This is a genomic window from Blastomonas sp. 34TW (genome assembly GCF_059803595.1).
This window is the reverse complement of sequence record NZ_JAPFGW010000012.1, coordinates 73,241-92,708: the sequence shown is the minus strand read 5'-3', so window position 1 is coordinate 92,708 and position 19,468 is coordinate 73,241. Positions and strand designations below refer to the sequence as shown.

The window sequence follows — 19,468 nt, the reverse complement described above, 5'->3', positions numbered from 1 at the left end:
GCCCAAGTTGAACATGAACAAATGCTGACTGTTGGGAACATTTCCCATTAATCGGGATCAGTGCTGTGCGGGGGTTGCAGGCGCGTCAGCCTGCCGCAGGGACCAGCCCGGTCGCCTCGGCCTCGGCCTGCATGCGGCGCGCGAAGAAGGGCGAAATGGTGAACCGCGCCAGCACGTCGGAGGCGGGGGCGCCGGAGGGCGCGCCCACCAGCTTTTCCAGCGCGCGCCAATCGGCCCGGCCTTCCGCAACGCGGCCGTTGGCGGCCAGTGCCAGTGCGCGCCCGAGCAGGAAATTGGGCTGCGTCTCCAGTTCGGGCTTTTCCGCACTCAGCGCGAGTTGCAACGCTTCGGCGCGCTTGCCGTTGATGACGCGCGTGATCACAAGCGACGAGATCTGATAGCCCCCGGGCTGTTCGTTCAGCGCACTTGCGCGTTCTAGCACGGGTTCGGCGCCCGTGTAATCGCCGCACGCCATCAACAAGCTGCCCGCAAGGCCCAGCGTATCAGGCTCGAGCGGATTGCTCTCGATCGCACGGCGGGCAAAGGCGGTCGCGCGCGGGCAGTTGCCCCGCGCCCAGGCCGAGCGCGCCACCGCGATCTGCGCCAGCGCCGATGTTCCGTTGTTGCGCAACGCAGCTTCTGCAAGATCGCGCCCCCTGGCGGTCGGGGTCAGCGGCACCAGGCTCTTGCCGCGCGGCCGCGAAAGTTCGAGGAACGATTGCGCCTGCAGCACCAGCGATTCGTTGGGGAACAGCTTGGCCGATGCATCGAGGCATTGGCTCACCGCCGCCCGCTCCGCGGGATCGCGGCTCTGGCGGTAACTGTCATAGGCGATCAGGCAGGGATAGCCGGGGGACGTGTCGCCGCCCAGCAGCTTGCGCTGATGCTGGATGATCACCCCACCCGAGCGCGCGACCTCCGAAATGCCGTTCCCGATGGCCTGCTCGACATCCGGCGCCGCGATCTCGGTGCCGTCATGGTTTACCTCATAGGACCACAAGGTCGTCCCGCTCGCCTTGTGGCGCAGCGCGAGGAAGATCGGCGCGTTCGCCCGGGCCGGACCGGAACCGCTGCCGCGGACGACCAGCTGGTACGCGCGTGCCCTCTCCGTCTCGCTGACATCCTCGTGCGCAGCGCTGGTCACCGCGAGCATCTCGAAGCGCTGCAGGTGCATTTCGGCAATCTGCGCGGCGGTGTTGAGCGCGTCATTGCCGCTCGCCGGCTCGGTCAGGATCGTGACATGCGCGATCTGGCGGCGCATGTCGCGCCGTGCAGCCTCTTCGCTGGCGGTTTCGGGCTTGGCCAGCAACCAGATGACGTAGAGCAGGCCGAGCAGCAGCAGGATACGCACCACCCAGAGAATCCAGCCCCGGTCGATCCCCGATGGCGCCGGGGATGATGCCTGCGAGCGGGCGTGTCCCTGGCTATCTTCCGCGCCTGCAGCGCCCCCGAAGGCGGCCGTATCGCCCCCTGAGTTCGGCAACGACTGAGGTCCGGCTCCAACCGGCGCGGTGGCGGCCGGCTCTGCCATGGGCGCCAGCTCGACATTGTACCGCCCCACCGGAATGACGATGCGATGACGGCCTGCGGCCTCCTGCGCGGGCAGCCCGGCATAATGCAGTTCGAGCATCTTGCGCAGCCGACCGACCTGCACACGCGGATAGCTGTCGCTCTGCGGATCGAAGCTGTCGTCCCGGCCCAGGCCGTCGACCGCGATCTGATAGGCCTTGAGCCGCTCCCCGTTGCCCGCAAGTGTCTGTTCGACAAGATATTCGAGCAAACGCCGCAACACGGGTGAGCGGACGAACTCCGGCGAGCGCATCACCAGGGCAAGTTCGTTCTGCAATGCGCTTCTTTCAGGTTGCGCACTCACCTGCGTGTCATCCCTTCAGGGCTGGCGGATTGTCGGTAGCAACGGATGAAGCGCCCGGAACCGTTATCTTGTCCGTGTTTGCTTCCATGAGGATATAGGCCGAAATGTAACTTTGCAATCGAACGTGACATGAAAATGGCCGGAGGCACTGAAAAACTTGCATTTTACGGGTAACAACCAGCCCAATTGGCGTTTGGGGTTTTTGTTCCCAAGGGGTTGGAACCGCCGACCATCACCCCTATCGAGGGCATAGCATGCCGCCGCAAACCCCCTCCTCTGCCGATCGAACGGCCCCGCCCGCCATGCGCGAGACGCTGGGGCGGTTCCTGCCCTATCTCTGGCCAGCGGATCGGCCCGATCTGAAACTGCGAATCTGCGGGGCGATGCTGATGGTGCTGCTGGGCAAGGCGGCGGTGCTGTCGATGCCCTTTGCCTACAAGGCCGCGGTCGACCGCATGACAATCGACGGCACCACCATGGCGATGGCGGCGATCATCGCGGTGCTGGCCTATGGCGCGGCGCGGTTGGGATCGGTGCTGTTCGACAATCTGCGCAACGTGGTGTTCGAACGCGTCGGCCAGGAGGCAACGCGGACGCTGGCCGAGAATGTCTTCGTCCAGCTGCACCGGCTGTCGCTGCGCTTCCACCTCGCCCGCCGCACCGGCGAGGTCACCAAGGTGATCGAGCGCGGCACCAAGAGCATCGACGTGATGCTCTATTTCCTGCTGTTCAACATCGCGCCCACAGTGCTCGAGCTCATCGCGGTGCTCGTGATCTTCTGGATCAATTTCGGCTTCGGGCTGGTGCTGGCGACGGTGGCGATGGTGGCGATCTATATCGTCTTCACCCGCAAGATCACCGACTGGCGCAACCATCTGCGCGAAGCGATGAACACGCTCGACGGCAAGCAGCTCGCGCGCGCGGTCGATTCGCTGCTCAATTACGAGACGGTCAAATATTTCACCGCCGAGGAACGCGAGGCCAAGCGCTATGGCGATGCCGCGCGCACCTATGCCAATGCGGCAGTGAAGTCGGAAAATTCGCTCGCGCTGCTCAATATCGGCCAGTCGCTGATCACCAACCTGATGATGGCAGGCGCGATGGCCTATACCATCTGGGGCTGGAGCCAGGGGCAGTTCACCGTCGGCGATCTGGTGCTGGTCAACACGCTGCTGATGCAGCTGTTCCGCCCGCTCGACCTGCTCGGCATGGTCTATCGCACCATCCGCCAGGGGCTGGTCGATATGGCCGCGATGTTCGACCTGATCGACACGCCCGCCGAGATCGTCGATGTGCCGGGTGCTCCCGCGCTCGACATCCGTCAGCCTTCGGTCGAGTTCCGCAACGTCGATTTCGGCTATGATCCCGACCGGCAGATCCTGCACGGCTTGAGCTTCCGGGTCGAACCTGGTCAGACGCTGGCGCTGGTCGGCCCCTCGGGCGCGGGCAAGTCGACCATCGCGCGGCTGCTGTTCCGCTTCTACGATCCGCAAGGGGGCCAGGTGCTGATCGGCGGGCAGGATATCGCCAAGGTCACCCAAGCCTCGCTGCGCGCCGCGCTGGGCATCGTGCCGCAGGATACGGTGCTGTTCAACGACACCATCGGCTATAATATCGGCTATGGCCGCGAAGGCGCGACACAGGAGGAGATCGAGCGCGCGGCGCATGGCGCGGCGATCGGCACGTTTATCGAATCCTTGCCCAACGGCTATGACACCGAGGTCGGCGAGCGCGGGCTGAAGCTGTCGGGTGGCGAGAAGCAACGCGTCGCGATCGCGCGCACGCTGCTCAAGAACCCGCCGCTCACCATCTTCGACGAGGCAACCAGCGCGCTCGACAGCGCCACCGAGGCCGAGATTCTCGATACGCTGCGTTCGCTGGCCGAAGGCCGCACCACGCTGATCATCGCGCATCGGCTCTCCACCGTGACCCATGCCGATACGATCATCGTGCTCGACAAGGGCCAGGTGGCGGAGCAGGGATCGCATCGCGAGCTGCTGCAGAGGCGCGGGCTCTATGCGGCGATGTGGGAACGCCAGGCGCAGGAACGCGCCAAGGAAGAGGTGGCGGCATGACGATGACGGCGGCAATTCTCGCGGCACTGGCGCTGCAGGGCGTAGCGCTCGATCCGCCGGTCGAGGCCGAGGCGGCAGAGGTGGAGCAACCGACGCGCTCGGGCCCGTGGAACGACATGTATGGCGAGCCACAGCATCCAGGCGCGACCTATCGCGTGCGGCTGTTCGTGCATGCCGCGCAGGCCTGTCTTCATTTTGCCGGCGAAGAGCCCTATGATGCCGAGCGCGCCGAATTCCTCAACGCGATGATGGATGAAAGCTGCGCCGGGCTGAAAGAGCGCTATAGCGCGATCCTGGCCGATCCGAAGACCGATGCGCCGTCGCGCGCACTGGTCGAGAAAGCATGGGAGCCGTTTCGTGAGTGACAAGCTTTCCAGGATTCCCGCCGCCGTGCTGGCTGCCGCGCTGCTGATGCTGCCCGCCTGCAAGGACCGCAACCAGTCCGACCGTTCGCCGGTGCAGATGCCGCCGATCCTCGCGTCTGCCACCGCCGCACCCGCAGCCATGCCCATAGCCATGAAAGAGACAAGCATGTTCACACCGCTGACCGATGATGTTCAGGTTTCCCCGCAGATCAGCCTCGATCAGGTGGCGGCAGCCAAGGCGGAAGGCGTGACGGTGATCATCAACAACCGCCCCGATGGCGAGGACCCGAGCGCGCCGCAAAGCGCCGAGATCGAGGCGGCAGCAAAGGCTGCCGGGATCGATTATGTCTCGATTCCCGTCACCCATGCCGGTTTCTCCGCCCCGCAGGTCGATGCGATGATCGCGGCGCTGGACAAGGCCGAGGCGAGCGGCGGCAAGGTGCTCGCCTATTGCCGATCGGGCACGCGCTCGACGCTGCTCTGGTCGCTCGCCCAGGCCAAGCAGGGGCGCAGCCCCGCCGAACTCACTCGCATCGCGGCGCAGGCTGGCTATGACCTGACCCCGATCCGTCCGATGCTCGACGCGCTCTCGGGCAAGGCGGATTGACAACACCAGATCCTTCCCGAGCTCGTCTCGGGCCAGGTGGACTGACTAAAAAATCCTCCCTGAGCCCTTCCATGCCAGAACTATCCGTTTGCCCTTCCACCACCCGCTATGCGGGCGGTCCCCCTCCCCCAGGACGCTGTGGGAGGATTTCATGGTTAACCCGATAATAACCATCTTGTGACCAATCTTGCTCATTCCACCGCGGCGACTCTGCGGTGGCGATGCAAGGAGAATGGGGCATGGCCAGCCATCCCGGCGCGGCATCCGGCAATTCCGCAGCGGCACTCACGCTTGCCGAGCTGCGCGAGTTCGCGAGCTTCTCACCCGCGGCACAGCGCTATATCAAGCGCGCGCTCGATATCGGCCTCGCGCGCGAGGACGCGTTCAAGCGCTGGGCGCGCAATGCCGAGGAAACCGCCTCGATCCGCATGCATTATCTGGTCTATCAGGACCTCAAGCTGCTGCGCGGCAATGTGCCCGATGCACCGCATGAGGACGGGTTCGAGCATTTCATGGCGCTCCTGGTGCGGCTGGCGGCGTTCGATCTGGCGCAGGGCCGGATCGAGAGCTTCTCGGCCTTCCGCTTCCTCTACGAACGCCTGCTCGGCGCGGATGTGCGCCCCTGGCTGCCGTCGGCCTATTGCGCCGCCGCCGCGCTGCCGCAGATTCAGCCCGAACGGCGCAAGATGCTGCTCCAGTCGATCAGCGAGGCGGCTGCCACTGCTCCGGGCTGGTCGCTGCGCGCGCCGGTCTTCTTCCCCGAATGGGTCGAATGGGTGAGCGGCGACGCCGCGCATTGAGGGGCTCGTTTAGCGCACACGTCCCTCGACTTCGCTCGGGACAAACGGAAAATGGGATGGTGCCCCTAGGAAATGGGCCTCCCGATATCAGCTGAGCCTATTTACCCCCGTTTGTCCCGAGCGAAGTCGAGGGACGCTACAGAGCGCCGGTTGCCGGATCAGCTCGTCCCCACCAAAGCCGCGACCGCCACGCGGCGATAGATTCGCGCCAGCACGTCCAGGTCCGCCACAGCCACCGCTTCATCGAGCTTGTGCATCGTCGCGTTGCACAGGCCGAATTCCACCACCGGGCAGATGCGTGAGAGGAAGCGCGCGTCGGACGTGCCCCCCGTCGTCGACAGCTCGGTTTCCACCCCCGTCTCCGCGCGGATTGCCTCGGCAATGATGCCCGAAAGCTCGCCCGGCGGAGTGAGGAAGGCCTCGCCCGAAATCTTCGCCTCGACCGTCCCGCCCAGCGGCTCGGCAATGCCGCGAATCAGCTCGATCAGAGATTCGCCGCTGTGCAGATCGTTGAATCGGATGCTGATCCGCGCCTCGGCGGCGGCGGGGATGACATTGTGCGCCGGGTTGCCGACATGCAGGTCGGTCACCTCGATATTGCTCGGCTGGAACCAGTCGGTGCCCTCGTCCAGCACCACCGCCTCGATCGCCGAGAGGATCGCCACCAGCTTCGGGATCGGATTGTCGGCCAAATGCGGATAGGCGACATGGCCCTGCTGGCCGGCCACGCGGATCCACATGTTGACCGAGCCGCGCCGCCCGATCTTCACCATGTCGCCGAGACGGTTGACCGAGGTCGGCTCGCCCACCAGGCACAGGTCGGGAATGGTATTTTCGCGCAGCATCAGGTCGATCAGCGCGCGGGTGCCGTAGATCGCCGGCCCTTCCTCGTCGCCGGTGATGATCAGGCTCAGCGTCCCCGCCTCGCGCGGAATATCGGCGGCGGCGGCGACGAAGCTCGCGATCGAGCCCTTCATGTCGACCGCGCCGCGCCCGTGCAGCAGATCGCCGCGGACTTGCGGTTCGAACGGATCGCTCGCCCAGCCCTTGCCCGGCGGCACCACGTCGAGATGCCCGGCAAAGGCGAAATGCCGCCCCGCATCGCCCGATGGCCGCCGGATCGCGAACAGATTCTCGACCGGACCGTCGGGCGCCGCGCCGCAGACGAAGCGCGTGACTGCAAAGCCGAGCGGCGCGAGCATCGCCTCGAGACAATTGAACACCGCGCCGGTGGCGGGCGTGACGCTTTCGCAGGCGATCAGCCGGCTGGCAAGCTCGAGCGGTGCGGCGGAAATCATCGCGGTATCGGTCATCGGGGCTTTCTCGTTGGTCGCAGGCGCATTTGAGTGATTTCGAGTGAAATGGAACATTTCACGGCTCGGAAATCACGGCAAAACAGAAATATAGAGCCAGCTTTTGATTCCATCAAAATCTGGCTCTAACATCGCGCCATGCCCAAAGTCGACCTGCAAGCGGTTCCGCAAACCAACGCCACCGGATATCCGCCGCATCTGGCCGATGTGGTCCAAGGCCGCTGGTATCGCCGCCTGTCGCCCGCGCTCGGCCTGACCGATTTCGGCGCGAGCCATGTCGTGCTCAAGCCCGGGGCCTGGTCTGCCCAGCGCCACTGGCATGAAAACGAGGACGAGATTCTGGTGATCCTGTCCGGCGAGGCGGTGCTGGTCGATGACCATGGCCGAACGCCGCTGGTTGCCGGGGATATCGCGGCCTTTCCCAAGGGCGAGCCCAATGCGCATTGCCTGGTCAACGAAAGCGATGTGGATTGCACGTTCCTGGTGATCGGCCAGAGCGTCAATGGCCCCTGCCATTATCCCGATGTCGACATGCATGAGAACGGTGCGGGCGACAAACGCCGCAAAAATGGCACCCCTTTCTGAAGCCTGTTTCCTGATCCCCTGAGGGCCAGCTCGCCCCTATTGCGATGACCGCACGTCACAACCTGCCCCAAATGGCAGGCACCGATCCTCCATGCCCTGACCTTGCGCGGTTGACCGCAGGCCGAAAACACTTAATAGGCTATTGCGAATCGCTAGCATTAGCAAAAGGGGTTTTCATGACACGTTGGTTGGTATCGGCAGGGCTGGTGGCCCTGTGTGTTGCGCAAGCACCGCTCCTCGCAGCAGAGAGATCACAGGGTGAGACCGAGGCGCTCGACGAAGCCGAGGCTGGCGACGGGCGCACCATCGTGGTTTCGGCCACGCGCACGCCCATCACCATCGACGAGGCCCCCGTCACCATCTCGGCCAAGACCGACGAGGAGATCGCCGACGAGCTAGCGACCGACATCAAGGACCTGGTGCGCTTCGAACCCGGGGTCAGCGTCCGCCGCCAGCCCGCCCGTTTTGGCGCGGCACTGGGCACCACCGGCCGCGCGGGCAATGAGGATTTCACCATTCGCGGCATCGGCGGCAATCGCGTGTTGATCCAGGTCGATGGCGTGCGCCAGCCGATGGGCTTCAGCTTCGGAGCGCAAAGCGTGGGCCGGGGCGATTCGGTCGATATCGGACTGGTCAAATCGGTCGAGATCCTGCGCGGTCCGGCTTCCGCGCTCTATGGCAGCGATGGCCTGGCGGGCGCGGTCAGCTTCACGCTCAGCGATCCCGAGGACATTCTGAAGGGCAAATCGGTCGCTGGCCTCGTGCGCGGCCAATATGCCAGCGCCGACAACGAGTTTGCCGAAACCGCGATCCTGGCCGGGCGCAGCGGCGAGCTGTCGGCCATGATCGCCTATACGCGGCGCGATTTCGAGGAGCTGGACAATCGCGGCACCAATGACGTGCTGGGGGCGAACCGCACCACGCCCAATCCGCAGGACGGGCAAAGCAACGCTGCGACCGCACGGCTGGTCTGGGACCCCGCCGGTGGCCACAAGTTCCGGCTTACCGGCGAATATCTCGACAACCGCATGGTCACCGATCTGCTCTCGGGCCGATCGGCAACGGTCGACAATCTGGTCGCGCGCGACACCGGCAAGCGCTGGCGCGTGGCGGGCGACTGGACCTGGGAAGGCACCGGCGTGATCGAACTGGCGCGGGCAAGCCTGTACTGGCAATCGGCCAAGGATCACCAGTTCACGCAGGAAGACCGCACCCCGCTCGCCGATCGCACCCGGCTCAACACCTTCGACAACCGCGTCTATGGTGCCTCGGCCGAAGCGCGCGCCGCGTTCACGACTGGCCCGTTGACGCACAAGCTGGTCTTCGGCGGCGATGCCAGCTTCACCCGGCAGGAAGGCCTTCGCGACGGTACCGTGCCGCCCGCAGGAGAGCGCTTCCCGTCCTCCGCCTTTCCGGTGACCGACTATACGCTCGCGGGGCTCTTTTTGGGCGACGAGATCAGCGTCGGCCCGCTCACGCTGTTTCCGGCGCTGCGCTTCGACTATTACAAGCTCTCGCCGCAAAGCGACCCGCTGCTGCCGGCGACGTTCGTGACCACCGGCCAGTCGGGCAACCGCTTAAGCCCCAAGATGGGCGCGGTGCTGAAACTGAACAGCGAGGTGCGGCTGTTTGCCAATTATGCGCAAGGCTTCCGAGCCCCCGAGCCCTCGCAGATCAACCAGTTCTTCGAGAATCTCGCCCAAGGCTATACCTCGCGCCCCAATGCCGATCTGGGGCCGGAACGCAGCGAGAGCATCGAGGGCGGCATCCGCTTCACCAGCGAGGCGGTGAGCCTCAGCGCCACCGCATTCAGCGCGCGCTACAAGGATTTCATCAGCCAGGAAGTGGTCGGCGGCGGCTTCACGCCGAACAATCCCGCGATCTTCCAGTTCATCAACCTCGACCGGGTGAAGGTGGAAGGCGCCGAGGCGCGGCTCGAGCTGCGCGACAGGAACGGGCTCAATGGGCAGGTCGCACTCTCTTATGCCACGGGCGACGTCATCGATCCGCAGGCAGGCACGCGCGTGCCGCTGGCGACGGTCGATCCGCTGAAGCTGGTCGCGGGCATCGGCTGGCGCGACCCGAAGGGACGGTTCGGCGGGCAGCTGATCGCCACGCACAGCGCGCGCAAGTCCGAGGAACGCAGCGCGGGCGTGTGCACCCCCTCGTGCTTCCGCCCCGAGGCCTTCACCATTCTCGATGCGACGGCATTCATCGCGCTGGGGCCGGTAAAGCTACGTGCGGGTCTGTTCAACCTCACCAACGCCAAATACGCCTGGTGGTCCGACGTGCGCGGGCTCGCCAGTACCACGACCATCGCCGATGCCTTTACCCAGCCGGGCCGCAACGGCAGTGTTTCGTTGACTTATCGCTTCTGAGTCGCAATACCGTTATCAATAAATAGCAGGGGTTCTCATATGAAGAGCAGGATCATCGCCTTTGCCGCCGCCAGCCTCGTCGCGCTGGCCTCCACCACCGCGCTTGCCCATCCGCCGATTGCCGAACGTCCCGCACAGGAAGAGGCCGCCGCTTTCGAAGCCGATCGCGCCGACATCCTGGCGATGGCGGGCAATTTCAAGGTGCGCTTCGACATGCAGGAAGCGACGCCCTGGACCAGCGGCTACACCCCGCTCGACCGCAAGATTTCGGGCGGGCACGAGGTCGTGCGCGTGATCGAGGATACCGGCCGCCGCATCGTGCTGCAGCACATTCTGGTCAGCGAGATCGACGGCAAGCCGCACATCACCAAGCACTGGCGGCAGGACTGGGAGTACGAGCCCGCCAAGGTGCTGGTCTATTCCGACCGCAATGCCTGGACCTGGGAGGACGTGCCCGAAAAGATGCGGCGCGGTCGCTGGTCGCAGACCGTGTGGCAGGTCGATGACAGCCCGCGCTATGCCGGCTGGGGCCAGTTCGAGCAGCAGGGCGGGGTGCGCCGCTGGCGCTCCAACTGGACCTGGCGTCCGCTCGCCCGGCGCGATGCGGTGCGCAACCCGGTCTATGACCGCTATTACGCGATCAACCGCCACCAACCTACGCCCGATGGCTGGGTGCACTGGCAGGACAATATGAAAATGGGCGTGAAGGACGGAAAGCTGCAGCCGATCGTCCAGGAATATGTGCTCAACACCTACACCAAGTTCGATGGCTATAACGTCAAGGCAGCGGACGATTACTGGGCCGCGACCAAGGACTATTGGGCCGCTGTGCGCGCCGAATGGGACAAGGTGGCGAGCACCAAGGGCGGCATCGCGATCCAGGAAGAAGCACAGGCCGGAACCATTATCAGCGCCCGGCTGCTGACGATGGCGGACGAGATTGTCGAGGGCAAGCTGAGCCCGGCCAAGGCCATTGCAGAGGCGCAGAAGCTGATCGGCGACAATACGAGGGCGATCGACACGAAACAGGTCGCCAGCGCCCGGTAGTCAGGTTCGGCGCTCCGCCCCCTGTTGGAGCGCCACTCGTCCCCCGCCATGCCGCCTGGACACGGCGGGCGGGGGACATTCCATGTCAGTGATCGTGCTGCGACAGCGCCTCGAGCACATCTTCGAGCCGCGCCGGATCGCCCATCGCGACGACACGTCCGTCGCTGTCCTTGTGCAGCGGATCGCCGTTCCAATCGCACATATGCCCGCCTGCGCCTTCGACCACGGGGACCAGAGCGGCGAAATCGTGCAGCTTGAGCTCGCTTTCGCAGACCAGATCGACCGATCCTTGCGCGACCAGCGCATAATTATAGCAATCGCCGCCCCAGATCAGCCGCCGCGTATCGCATTGCTTGGCGAGCGCCATGAAATGCATCGCGTCATGATCGCTGAACAGGTGCGGGCTGGTGGTGGCGAGCACCGCATCGCCGATCTCGGGGCAGAGCCGCGCCTTGACCGGCCTGCCGTTGAACGTGGTGCCGCGACCGGTCGCGCCGACCCAGCGCTCGCGCCCGATCGGCTGGTCGATCACGCCCAGCACCGGCCATTCCTCGGCGATCAAGGCGATCAAGGTGCCGAATATCGGGCGTCCGGCGATGAAGCTCGTCGTGCCGTCGATCGGATCGAGCACCCAGACCCGGCCCGTCGTTCCGGGCTTCTCGCCATATTCCTCACCGATCACACCGTCTCGCGGGGCCTCGGCATCGAGGATGGCGCGCATCGCCGCCTCGGCAGCGCGATCGGCCTCGGTCACGGGCGACGCATCGGCCTTGCGATCGGTGGTGAAATCGGCGCGGTAAAAGGGACGAATCGCTTCCCCCGCCGCATCGGCGAGCCGCTGCGCGAGCTCGATATCCTTGCTGTGTATCATGATGATCTAGCTAGGGACTGACGGAACGCTTGGCCAGAGGCGATGGCGTCAGAACAGGCCGAGCGCCGCCACCTCGGCGTCGGACAGCAGTATGCCGAATTCGTCCGCGAGCAGGGCGCGCATCGCCCCGACACCGGCAATCGGCAATCGCTCGGTCTCCGCCCCGCGCTGGACGCTGAACTGATCGTTGGTGATCGACTTGAGCCCGTTGCGCGTCACCTGGCTGACCAGCACGTTGCGGATGAAGCGCGATTCGGGCGAGGTCGCGGTCCAGTGGTTGGACATGGCGATATCGGTGGGATGGGCAAGCTCGTCGGTGAAGCTGTATTGCGGGCGGACCTCGCCGCCGAAATGGCGCTCGAGCATCCAGCCGAACGTGTCGTCGTGGCGCAGCCGATGGACCGCGCCGTCATTGCCTGCGGCCTGTGCCCCATCGGCGATCCGCATCGCGGGGACATGCCCGCCGCCAAAGCCCGCATCGGCGAGCCAGCGCTCGCCCTCCAGCCAGACGGCCAGCACGATATGCGTGCGCGGCGGCACCGGATCGCCCGGCTGCTGGCGGAACCAGACACGTGCGAGCAGCGGATCGACGCGAAAGCCCAAGGCTTCGAGCGCGCGCTGGAACAGCGGGTTAAGCTCGAAGCAATAGCCGCCGCGCGTTCCCGAGAAGAGCTTGGCGGCAATCGCATCGGGCGCGACATCGACCCCGCGCCCGAGCCTGGGGTCAAGCGCATCATAAGGAATGGCGAGCCGCTGCGCCCAGAGCAGCGCATCGAGCCCGGCGAGATCGGCCGCTGGCCGCTGCGTCAGAGCCAGCCGTGCGAGATAGCGTTCGAGAAAATCGCTCAACGCGCCGTGCCCGTTTGCTCCGGCACGGCCACGCGCAGCGGCTGGCCATCGGGCACGACCCAGCTCGAAACCGCGCGCAGGCCTTGCGGCCCCGCCCTGCCCCAGTGCACGGTGCCCGGCGCGATGCGGATCGCCTGCCCGGGCAGCAAGGTCAGTTCGCCCTGGCCTTCGCGCACGATCACCGTGCTGCCGCCGAGGATGTAGAGAAATTCCTCGCCATGATGGTAATGGCGCGGAATCGGGGCATTGGCGGGAATATTCAGATCACCGGTCACAAGGTGATGGCCGGGCGCGGCCTGAATCGGTCCGGACAGAACCTCGGTGATGCCTGGCTTGGGCTGATACACCACGGCACCCTGCGGACCGGGAGAAGCGCAAGCGCCCAGCCCCGCTGCCAGCGCGATCAGCACGGGCAGGCTCGGGCGCACGGGCCGATCAGTCGAACAGGCTGGAAACCGAGCTTTCGTCGGCGATGCGGCGGATCGCCTCGCCGATCAGCGCTGCCATCGGCAGACTGCGGATGCGGCTCGATTCGGTGACGGCCTCGGTCGCCTGGATCGAATCGGTGATGACCAGCTCCTTGAGTGCGCTGTTGTTGACGCGTGCCACCGCGCCGCCCGAGAGCACGCCGTGCGTCACGTAACTCACCACATCGACCGCGCCGGCGTCCTTCAGCGCCTGCGCCGCGTTGCACAGGGTGCCGCCCGAATCGACGATGTCATCGATGAGGATGCAGAAGCGCCCTTCGACATTGCCGATGATGTTCATAACTTCCGATTCGCCGGGACGCTCGCGGCGCTTGTCGACGATCGCCAGCGGCGCGTTGTCGAGCCGCTTGGCGAGCGCACGCGCGCGCACCACGCCGCCCACGTCGGGCGAGACGACCATCAGCTTGTGCTCGCCGAACCGCGCCTGGATGTCCGCCGCCATCACCGGTGCAGCATAGAGATTGTCGGTGGGGATATCGAAAAAGCCCTGGATCTGTCCGGCGTGCAGATCGACCGAAAGCACGCGGTCGGCGCCTGCGACAGTGATCAGATTGGCGACCAGCTTGGCCGAGATCGGCGTGCGCGGGCCGGGCTTGCGGTCCTGCCGGGCATAGCCGAAATAGGGGATCACTGCGGTGATGCGCCGCGCCGATGCACGCTTCAATGCATCGATGCAGATCAGCAGTTCCATCAGATTGTCGTTAGCGGGATAGCCGGTCGACTGGATGACGAACACGTCTTCGCCGCGCACATTCTCATGGATTTCGACGAAGATTTCCTCGTCGGCAAAGCGGCGGACGCTGGCATCGGTCAGCGGCATTTCCAGATAGGCGGCAATGGAGCGCGCCAGCGGCAGGTTGCTGTTGCCGGAAAGGATTTTCATATGGCTTCCCCGTTGCCTTGATCGCGCCCGCCTTAGCCAGATGGTCCGCAAACCGGAAGATGAAACTTTGATGAAATGCAGGCGGCGGCTCTCCCCTTCCCATCAAAAGCTGTTGCCGCTCCCCTGGCCAGCCCCTATCCCGCAGCCATGACCGACCGGCTTATCATCACGCTTGTCCAGTGCGGGCAGACCATGGGCGATCTGGCACGCAATGCCGATGCGATGCTGCAGGCGCGCGCCGAGGCGCAGGATTGCGACCTTGTCGTCTTTCCCGAGTTGCAGCTGATCGGCTATCCGCCCGAAGACCTGGTGCTGAAACCTGCGCTGATCGCACGCGCCGAGGCGGAGCTCGAGCGGCTCGCGGCGGCCACGGCAGATGGCGGCCCCGCAATGCTGGTGGGCAGCGTGTTCCAGCGTGAGGGCGCGCTGTACAACGGCATCGCGCTGCTCGACGGCGGAGCGATTGCGGCGGTGCGGCTGAAGCACGAACTGCCCAATTACGGCACGTTCGACGAAAAGCGGCTGTTCGCTTCGGCCCCGCTGCAGTCGCCGGTGCCGTTCCGGGGCGTGATGCTGGGCCTGCCGCTGTGCGAGGATATCTGGTTCCCCAAGGTGTGCGGGCATCTGAAAGCGATGGGCGCCGAATTGCTGATCGCGCCGCATGGCAGCCCCTACGAGATCGAGAAAGACGACCGCCGCCTGCACAATGTGGCGCGCGCCCGCGTCGCAGAAACCGGATTGCCGCTCGTGTTCCTCAACCGTATCGGCGGGCAGGACGAGCTCGTGTTCGACGGCGCCTCGTTCGTGGTCAATGCGGACGGCGCTCTGGCGCATCAACTGCCCGACTGGGAAGCGGCGACCGTACGCACCGAATGGACGCGAGGGCAAAGCGGCTGGGTCTGCGCGCCAGGCGAGATCCATTCGCTCGATCCATTTCCGCAGGACGTCTATCACGCGATGATCGTGGGGCTTCGCGATTATGTGAACGCCAATGGCTTCCCGGGCGTGGTGCTCGGCCTGTCGGGCGGGATCGACAGCGCGCTGTCCGCTGCGGTCGCGGTCGATGCGCTGGGGGCGGACCGGGTGTGGTGCGTGATGCTGCCAAGCCGCTATACCAGCCAAGCCAGCCTCGACGATGCCGCCGAATGCGCGCGGCTGCTGGGCTGTCGGCTCGACACGATCGGAATCACGCCCGCGGTCGATGCCTTCGATGCAATGCTGGCCCCCAGCTTTGAAGGCCGCGCCCCGGACCTCGCCGAAGAGAATATCCAGTCGCGCATCCGTGCGGTCACGCTGATGGGGCTGAGCAACAAGTTCGGTCCGATGCTGCTTACCACCGGCAACAAGAGCGAGATGAGCGTCGGCTATGCCACCATCTATGGGGACATGTCGGGCGGCTATAATGTGCTGAAGGACGCCTATAAGCTCACCGTGTTCGACCTGTCGCGCTGGCGCAATGCCAACAAGCCGCCGCTCGGACTTGGCCCCGACGGCCCGGTCATGCCCGAAAGCGTCATCACCAAGCCGCCCAGCGCAGAGCTGCGCCCCGATCAGCGCGACGACGACAGCCTGCCGCCCTACGAAATCCTCGACCCGATCCTGCACGGCCTGGTCGAGGAGGAGCTGAGCGTCGCCGAGATCGTCGCGCGCGGCTTTGACGAGGCGACCGTCACCCGGATCGAGCGGTTGCTCTACCTCGCCGAATACAAGCGCCGCCAGGCGCCGCCGGGGGTAAAGCTGGGCATCCGCAATTTCGGCCGCGACCGGCGCTATCCGATCACCAACCGGTTCCGGACGGGATAGACTTGCATCTTGTATCGTTACGCGATATAGAAGCAACGTGATCGTCAGCTTCCGCCACAAGGGCTTGCGCCTGCTGTACGAAACCGGATCGACCAGAGGCATTCAGGCCGCGCACAAGGCCAAGCTGCTCAGCATATTGGCAGCACTGGACGTCGCCACGGCTCCGGCGGAACTCAACCTTCCGTCCTATCGTCTGCATCCGCTCAAGGGCGATCTGGCGGGACATTGGTCGATCTGGGTGAACGGGAACTGGCGTGTGACCTTCTGCTTTGTCGGAGTCGATGTCGAACTTGTCGACTATCAGGATTATCATTGAGGCTGATTGCTATGATGAAGACCCCGCCCCATCCCGGACTGATGCTGCGCGATGATGTCATTGCGCCGCTGGGCCTGGGCGTCACCGAAACCGCCCGCAAGCTGGGCATGTCGCGCGTGGCGCTTTCGCGTGTCGTCAATGGCCGCGCGGCGATCAGTCCTGATCTCGCGATCCGGCTTGAGCGTGCCGGGGTCAGCACCGCGCGGTTCTGGATCAGCTTGCAGGCGAACTATGATCTTGCCATGGCGCTGGGTCATGACCAGCCTGATGTCGAACCGCTGCAATCTGCGGCGTGATCGGGCGATCTTCGATTGCCCCCAAGAACGAGCCCCCTTACCCCATGACCATCACCCGTTTCGCCCCGTCCCCCACCGGGCACCTGCATATCGGCAATATCCGCACCGCGCTGCATAACTGGATGTGGGCGAAGAAGACCGAAGGCCGCTTCATCCTGCGCATCGACGATACCGATGCCGAGCGCAGCCGGGAGGAATATGTCGAGGGGATCCGCGCGGACCTCGCCTGGCTGGGGCTCGCTCCCGATGCCGAATATCGCCAGTCCGAGCGCTCAGCGCTATACGAGGCGGCGTTCGACAAGCTGCGCGCCGCGGGCCGGGTCTATCCGTGCTATGAGACCGCGCAGGAACTCGACCTCAAGCGCAAGATCGCTTTGGGACGCGGGCTGCCGCCGGTCTATGATCGCGCTGCGCTCAACCTGACCGAGGCCGAGCGTTCCGATCTCGAAGCGCAGGGGCTGAAACCGCACTGGCGGTTCAGGCTCGATCATGACGAGCCGATCGCCTGGGACGACCTGATCCGGGGCGCGCAGAAATTCGATGCAGCAAGCCTGTCCGACCCCGTCATCCGCCGCGCCGATGGCAGCTGGCTGTACATGCTGCCGTCCGCGATCGATGATGTCGACATGGCCATCACGCATGTCGTGCGCGGCGAGGACCATGTGTCGAACACCGCCGTCCAGCTGCAGATGTTCACCGCGTTGGGCAGCACCCCGCCGGCATTCGCGCACGAGGCGCTGCTGACCGGCGCGGAAGGCAAGCTCTCCAAGCGATTGGGCTCGCTGGGCGTGGGCGAACTGCGCGAAAAGCACATATTGCCCCAGGCGATCGTCGCGCTGCTCGCCCGGCTGGGCACCTCCGACCCGGTCGAGCCGTTGCACGACCGCGCCGCGCTGCTCGAGACGTTCGACTTTGCACGCTTCGGCCGTGCGCCCGCGCGTTTTGCCGAGGAGGATCTCGAGCGGATCAACCGCCAGCTCGTCCACACCGCCGATTTCGCATCGGTCGCGGAAGAGCTGCCGGGCGAGATAGACGAAGCGATCTGGCACGCCATCCGCCCCAATATCGCGCATCTGGGCGAGGTCGGCGATTACTGGCGGATCATCACCGGGCCGGTCGACGCGCCCGCGCCCGAGCCGGACGATACCGCCTATCTGGCCGAGGCGCGCACCGTTCTGGAAGGGCTCGAATTCGGCCCGATGGTCTGGAAGGACTGGACCGAGGCGCTCAAGGCCAGCACCGGGCGCAAGGGCAAGACGCTGTTCCTGCCGCTGCGCCGCGCGCTCACCGGCATGGACCATGGTCCCGACATGGCAGAGCTGCTGCCGTTGATCGGCAAGGGCCGGGCGCTGGAGCGGCTGGGGGGATAGGTTTGCCTATAGGCCCCCCGCGCGCCATCAGCTGCGCAGCAGCTCGTTGATGCCGGTCTTGGAGCGGGTCTGTGCGTCGACGGTCTTGACGATCACCGCGCAATAGAGCGACGGGCCGGGCGTGCCATCGGGCAGCGGCTTGCCGGGCATCGCGCCGGGCACGACCACTGCATAGGGCGGCACCTTGCCATAATGCACCTCGCCGGTGGCGCGGTCGACGATCTTCGTGGACGCGCCGAGATACACGCCCATCGAAAGCACCGCGCCCTCGCCGACGATCACGCCCTCGGCCACTTCCGAACGTGCGCCGATAAAGCAATTGTCCTCGATGATCACCGGCCCGGCCTGAAGCGGCTCGAGCACGCCGCCGATGCCGACGCCGCCCGAGATATGCACGTTGCGGCCGATCTGCGCGCAGCTGCCGACGGTGGCCCAGGTATCGACCATCGTGCCCTCGCCGACATGCGCGCCGATATTGACGAAGCTCGGCATCAGCACTGCGTCCTTCGCGATGAACGCACCGCGCCGCGCCACCGCGCCGGGGACCGCCCGAAAACCGGCGGCCTTGAACTCGTCCGCGCTCCAGCCGTCGAACTTGCTCGGCACCTTGTCCCACCAGCTCGCCCCGCCGGGCGCGCCGCTGATCAGGTCCATCGGGTTCAGCCGGAACGAGAGCAGCACCGCCTTCTTGAGCCACTGGTTGACCTGCCAGCCGCCCTGGCCATCGGGCTCGGCAACGCGCGCCGCGCCGCTGTCGAGCAGGTTCAGCGCTTCGATGACATCGGCGCGCACGGGGCTGCCCGCGCCGGTGTCCAGACTATCGCGGCCATCCCAGGCGGCTTCGATCCGGGTTTGCAGGGTGTCGGTCATGCAGAAGTCTCCTCGGTCAGCGCCGCGAGCCACTCGCCCAGCGCGGTAATTTCATGGTCGATATAGTCGTGATCGTGCTCGTGATTGCCGCCGTCCGAGCCGTTGTTCATCCACACCGTGGTCATGCCGAGCTGCTTGGCGGGTCTGAGGTTGCGCGCCAGATCGTCGACGAACAGGGCGCTCGCAGGATCGATGTCGAGCGCATCGACCAGGCTTGCATAGGCAGCGACATCCGGCTTGGGCCGGTATTGCGTCGCGTGGATGTCGTGGATCGCCTCGAACTGGTCCACGAGACCGAGCCGGTCGAGCACCCGCGAGGCATATTTGACATCGCCATTGGTGAAGATGAGCTTGCGCCCCGGCAGCCGCGCCAGGCCCTGCGCGGTGATCGAACAGGGCGAAACGCGGCCCATGTCGATATCGTGGACATAATCGAGGAAATGGTGCGGATCGACGCCATGGTCGAGCATCAGCCCGGCCAGCGTCGTGCCGTGCCGGTAATAATAATCCTTCTGGATTCGCCGCGCCTCGGCGAGATCGACCTGCATCAGATCGGAGACATATTGCCCCATGCGCTCGTCGATCAGCGCGAACAGGTCGGTCTCCGCCGGATAGAGCGTGTTGTCGAGATCGAAGATCCAGGTGCGGACATGATCGAAGGGCGGGCGCATGATGAAGC

The 19,468-nt window shown here is 65.4% G+C and carries 19 protein-coding genes; 11 read left to right on the top strand and 8 right to left on the bottom strand.

The features are described 5' to 3' along the window. Positions 1-85 precede the first annotated feature (85 nt). A complete protein-coding gene (locus OPU69_RS15400) occupies positions 86-1,846 on the bottom strand; it encodes a hypothetical protein (protein WP_498512207.1) in 1,761 nt (586 codons plus the stop codon). 281 nt (positions 1,847-2,127) lie between these two features. Here OPU69_RS15400 and OPU69_RS15395 point away from each other — a divergent pair, with 281 nt between their 5' ends. The 4 genes from OPU69_RS15395 to OPU69_RS15380 all read left to right on the top strand — a co-directional run bounded on the left by OPU69_RS15395 (position 2,128) and on the right by OPU69_RS15380 (position 5,720). After that, positions 2,128-3,948 (top strand): ABCB family ABC transporter ATP-binding protein/permease, encoded by a 1,821-nt coding sequence (locus OPU69_RS15395; protein ID WP_498512205.1) that lies wholly within the window; start codon positions 2,128-2,130, stop codon positions 3,946-3,948. Beyond that, on the top strand, positions 3,945-4,313 hold the full coding sequence (locus OPU69_RS15390) for a hypothetical protein (RefSeq protein WP_498512203.1): 369 nt from the start codon (positions 3,945-3,947) through the stop codon (positions 4,311-4,313). Before OPU69_RS15395 ends, OPU69_RS15390 begins: the two co-directional genes overlap by 4 nt. A gap of 166 nt (positions 4,314-4,479) precedes the next feature. Continuing rightward, on the top strand, positions 4,480-4,920 hold the full coding sequence (locus OPU69_RS15385; RefSeq protein WP_498512262.1) for a protein tyrosine phosphatase family protein: 441 nt from the start codon (positions 4,480-4,482) through the stop codon (positions 4,918-4,920). 239 nt (positions 4,921-5,159) lie between these two features. Then, positions 5,160-5,720, top strand: a complete 561-nt coding sequence (locus OPU69_RS15380; protein ID WP_060977631.1) for a hypothetical protein — start codon at positions 5,160-5,162, stop codon at positions 5,718-5,720. 158 nt (positions 5,721-5,878) lie between these two features. On the opposite strand, the gene dapE is transcribed toward OPU69_RS15380, so the two are convergent. Continuing rightward, a complete protein-coding gene (gene dapE, locus OPU69_RS15375; RefSeq protein ID WP_498512200.1) occupies positions 5,879-7,033 on the bottom strand; it encodes a succinyl-diaminopimelate desuccinylase in 1,155 nt (384 codons plus the stop codon). Between the two features lie 138 nt (positions 7,034-7,171). Here dapE and OPU69_RS15370 point away from each other — a divergent pair, with 138 nt between their 5' ends. From OPU69_RS15370 to OPU69_RS15360, 3 genes are all read left to right on the top strand, one after another. Further along, a complete protein-coding gene (locus tag OPU69_RS15370) occupies positions 7,172-7,618 on the top strand; it encodes a cupin domain-containing protein (RefSeq protein WP_060977630.1) in 447 nt (148 codons plus the stop codon). Positions 7,619-7,794: 176 nt separating this feature from the next. Beyond that, the gene (locus OPU69_RS15365; RefSeq protein ID WP_498512198.1) at positions 7,795-9,996 is read left to right on the top strand and encodes a TonB-dependent hemoglobin/transferrin/lactoferrin family receptor; all 2,202 of its coding nucleotides are present in this window, start codon (positions 7,795-7,797) and stop codon (positions 9,994-9,996) included. Positions 9,997-10,035: 39 nt separating this feature from the next. Further along, on the top strand, positions 10,036-11,043 hold the full coding sequence (locus tag OPU69_RS15360) for a DUF6607 family protein (protein WP_060977628.1): 1,008 nt from the start codon (positions 10,036-10,038) through the stop codon (positions 11,041-11,043). An 85-nt stretch (positions 11,044-11,128) separates the two neighbouring features. Here the strand turns inward: OPU69_RS15360 and hisN are convergent, their stop codons facing one another. From hisN to OPU69_RS15340, 4 genes are read right to left on the bottom strand one after another with little or no spacing between them, the layout of a single operon-like run. Next, the gene (gene hisN / locus OPU69_RS15355) at positions 11,129-11,914 is read right to left on the bottom strand and encodes a histidinol-phosphatase (RefSeq protein ID WP_498512195.1); all 786 of its coding nucleotides are present in this window, start codon (positions 11,912-11,914) and stop codon (positions 11,129-11,131) included. A 48-nt stretch (positions 11,915-11,962) separates the two neighbouring features. Then, on the bottom strand, positions 11,963-12,763 hold the full coding sequence (locus OPU69_RS15350) for an arylamine N-acetyltransferase family protein (RefSeq protein WP_498512193.1): 801 nt from the start codon (positions 12,761-12,763) through the stop codon (positions 11,963-11,965). Beyond that, entirely contained in the window at positions 12,760-13,191 is a 432-nt protein-coding gene (locus OPU69_RS15345; protein ID WP_060977625.1) for a cupin domain-containing protein, read from the bottom strand. Before OPU69_RS15345 ends, OPU69_RS15350 begins: the two co-directional genes overlap by 4 nt. A gap of 7 nt (positions 13,192-13,198) precedes the next feature. Continuing rightward, a complete protein-coding gene (locus OPU69_RS15340) occupies positions 13,199-14,134 on the bottom strand; it encodes a ribose-phosphate pyrophosphokinase (RefSeq protein WP_060977624.1) in 936 nt (311 codons plus the stop codon). Between the two features lie 147 nt (positions 14,135-14,281). On the opposite strand from OPU69_RS15340, the gene OPU69_RS15335 reads away from it, so the two are divergent. The 4 genes from OPU69_RS15335 to gltX are packed head-to-tail and all read left to right on the top strand — an operon-like array spanning position 14,282 to position 17,919. Next, positions 14,282-15,937 carry an NAD+ synthase gene (locus OPU69_RS15335; protein ID WP_498512190.1) on the top strand — a complete coding sequence of 552 codons (1,656 nt, stop codon included), beginning with the start codon at positions 14,282-14,284 and terminating at the stop codon, positions 15,935-15,937. 37 nt (positions 15,938-15,974) lie between these two features. Next, positions 15,975-16,253 carry a type II toxin-antitoxin system RelE/ParE family toxin gene (locus OPU69_RS15330; protein ID WP_060977622.1) on the top strand — a complete coding sequence of 93 codons (279 nt, stop codon included), beginning with the start codon at positions 15,975-15,977 and terminating at the stop codon, positions 16,251-16,253. 11 nt (positions 16,254-16,264) lie between these two features. Then, entirely contained in the window at positions 16,265-16,549 is a 285-nt protein-coding gene (locus OPU69_RS15325) for a HigA family addiction module antitoxin (protein WP_060977621.1), read from the top strand. Between the two features lie 44 nt (positions 16,550-16,593). Next, positions 16,594-17,919 carry a glutamate--tRNA ligase gene (gene gltX / locus OPU69_RS15320; RefSeq protein WP_498512187.1) on the top strand — a complete coding sequence of 442 codons (1,326 nt, stop codon included), beginning with the start codon at positions 16,594-16,596 and terminating at the stop codon, positions 17,917-17,919. Positions 17,920-17,946: 27 nt separating this feature from the next. Here the strand turns inward: gltX and dapD are convergent, their stop codons facing one another. Next, positions 17,947-18,789, bottom strand: a complete 843-nt coding sequence (gene dapD / locus OPU69_RS15315) for a 2,3,4,5-tetrahydropyridine-2,6-dicarboxylate N-succinyltransferase (RefSeq protein WP_498512185.1) — start codon at positions 18,787-18,789, stop codon at positions 17,947-17,949. Further along, positions 18,786-19,460 carry a pyrimidine 5'-nucleotidase gene (locus OPU69_RS15310; protein ID WP_498512183.1) on the bottom strand — a complete coding sequence of 225 codons (675 nt, stop codon included), beginning with the start codon at positions 19,458-19,460 and terminating at the stop codon, positions 18,786-18,788. Before OPU69_RS15310 ends, dapD begins: the two co-directional genes overlap by 4 nt. Positions 19,461-19,468: the final 8 nt, after the last annotated feature.

Bases quoted from the DNA above. Each gene is read 5' to 3' on its own strand.
- OPU69_RS15365 (WP_498512198.1), top strand. From the start codon at position 7,795: ATGACACGTTGGTTGGTATCGGCAGGGCTGGTGGCCCTGTGTGTTGCG.
- hisN (WP_498512195.1), bottom strand. From the start codon at position 11,914: ATGATACACAGCAAGGATATCGAGCTCGCGCAGCGGCTCGCCGATGCG.
- OPU69_RS15385 (WP_498512262.1), top strand. From the start codon at position 4,480: ATGTTCACACCGCTGACCGATGATGTTCAGGTTTCCCCGCAGATCAGC.
- OPU69_RS15310 (WP_498512183.1), bottom strand. From the start codon at position 19,460: ATGCGCCCGCCCTTCGATCATGTCCGCACCTGGATCTTCGATCTCGAC.
- dapE (WP_498512200.1), bottom strand. From the start codon at position 7,033: ATGACCGATACCGCGATGATTTCCGCCGCACCGCTCGAGCTTGCCAGC.
- OPU69_RS15395 (WP_498512205.1), top strand. From the start codon at position 2,128: ATGCCGCCGCAAACCCCCTCCTCTGCCGATCGAACGGCCCCGCCCGCC.
- OPU69_RS15335 (WP_498512190.1), top strand. From the start codon at position 14,282: ATGACCGACCGGCTTATCATCACGCTTGTCCAGTGCGGGCAGACCATG.
- dapD (WP_498512185.1), bottom strand. From the start codon at position 18,789: ATGACCGACACCCTGCAAACCCGGATCGAAGCCGCCTGGGATGGCCGC.
- OPU69_RS15370 (WP_060977630.1), top strand. From the start codon at position 7,172: ATGCCCAAAGTCGACCTGCAAGCGGTTCCGCAAACCAACGCCACCGGA.
- OPU69_RS15325 (WP_060977621.1), top strand. From the start codon at position 16,265: ATGATGAAGACCCCGCCCCATCCCGGACTGATGCTGCGCGATGATGTC.
- OPU69_RS15340 (WP_060977624.1), bottom strand. From the start codon at position 14,134: ATGAAAATCCTTTCCGGCAACAGCAACCTGCCGCTGGCGCGCTCCATT.
- gltX (WP_498512187.1), top strand. From the start codon at position 16,594: ATGACCATCACCCGTTTCGCCCCGTCCCCCACCGGGCACCTGCATATC.
- OPU69_RS15360 (WP_060977628.1), top strand. From the start codon at position 10,036: ATGAAGAGCAGGATCATCGCCTTTGCCGCCGCCAGCCTCGTCGCGCTG.
- OPU69_RS15390 (WP_498512203.1), top strand. From the start codon at position 3,945: ATGACGATGACGGCGGCAATTCTCGCGGCACTGGCGCTGCAGGGCGTA.
- OPU69_RS15380 (WP_060977631.1), top strand. From the start codon at position 5,160: ATGGCCAGCCATCCCGGCGCGGCATCCGGCAATTCCGCAGCGGCACTC.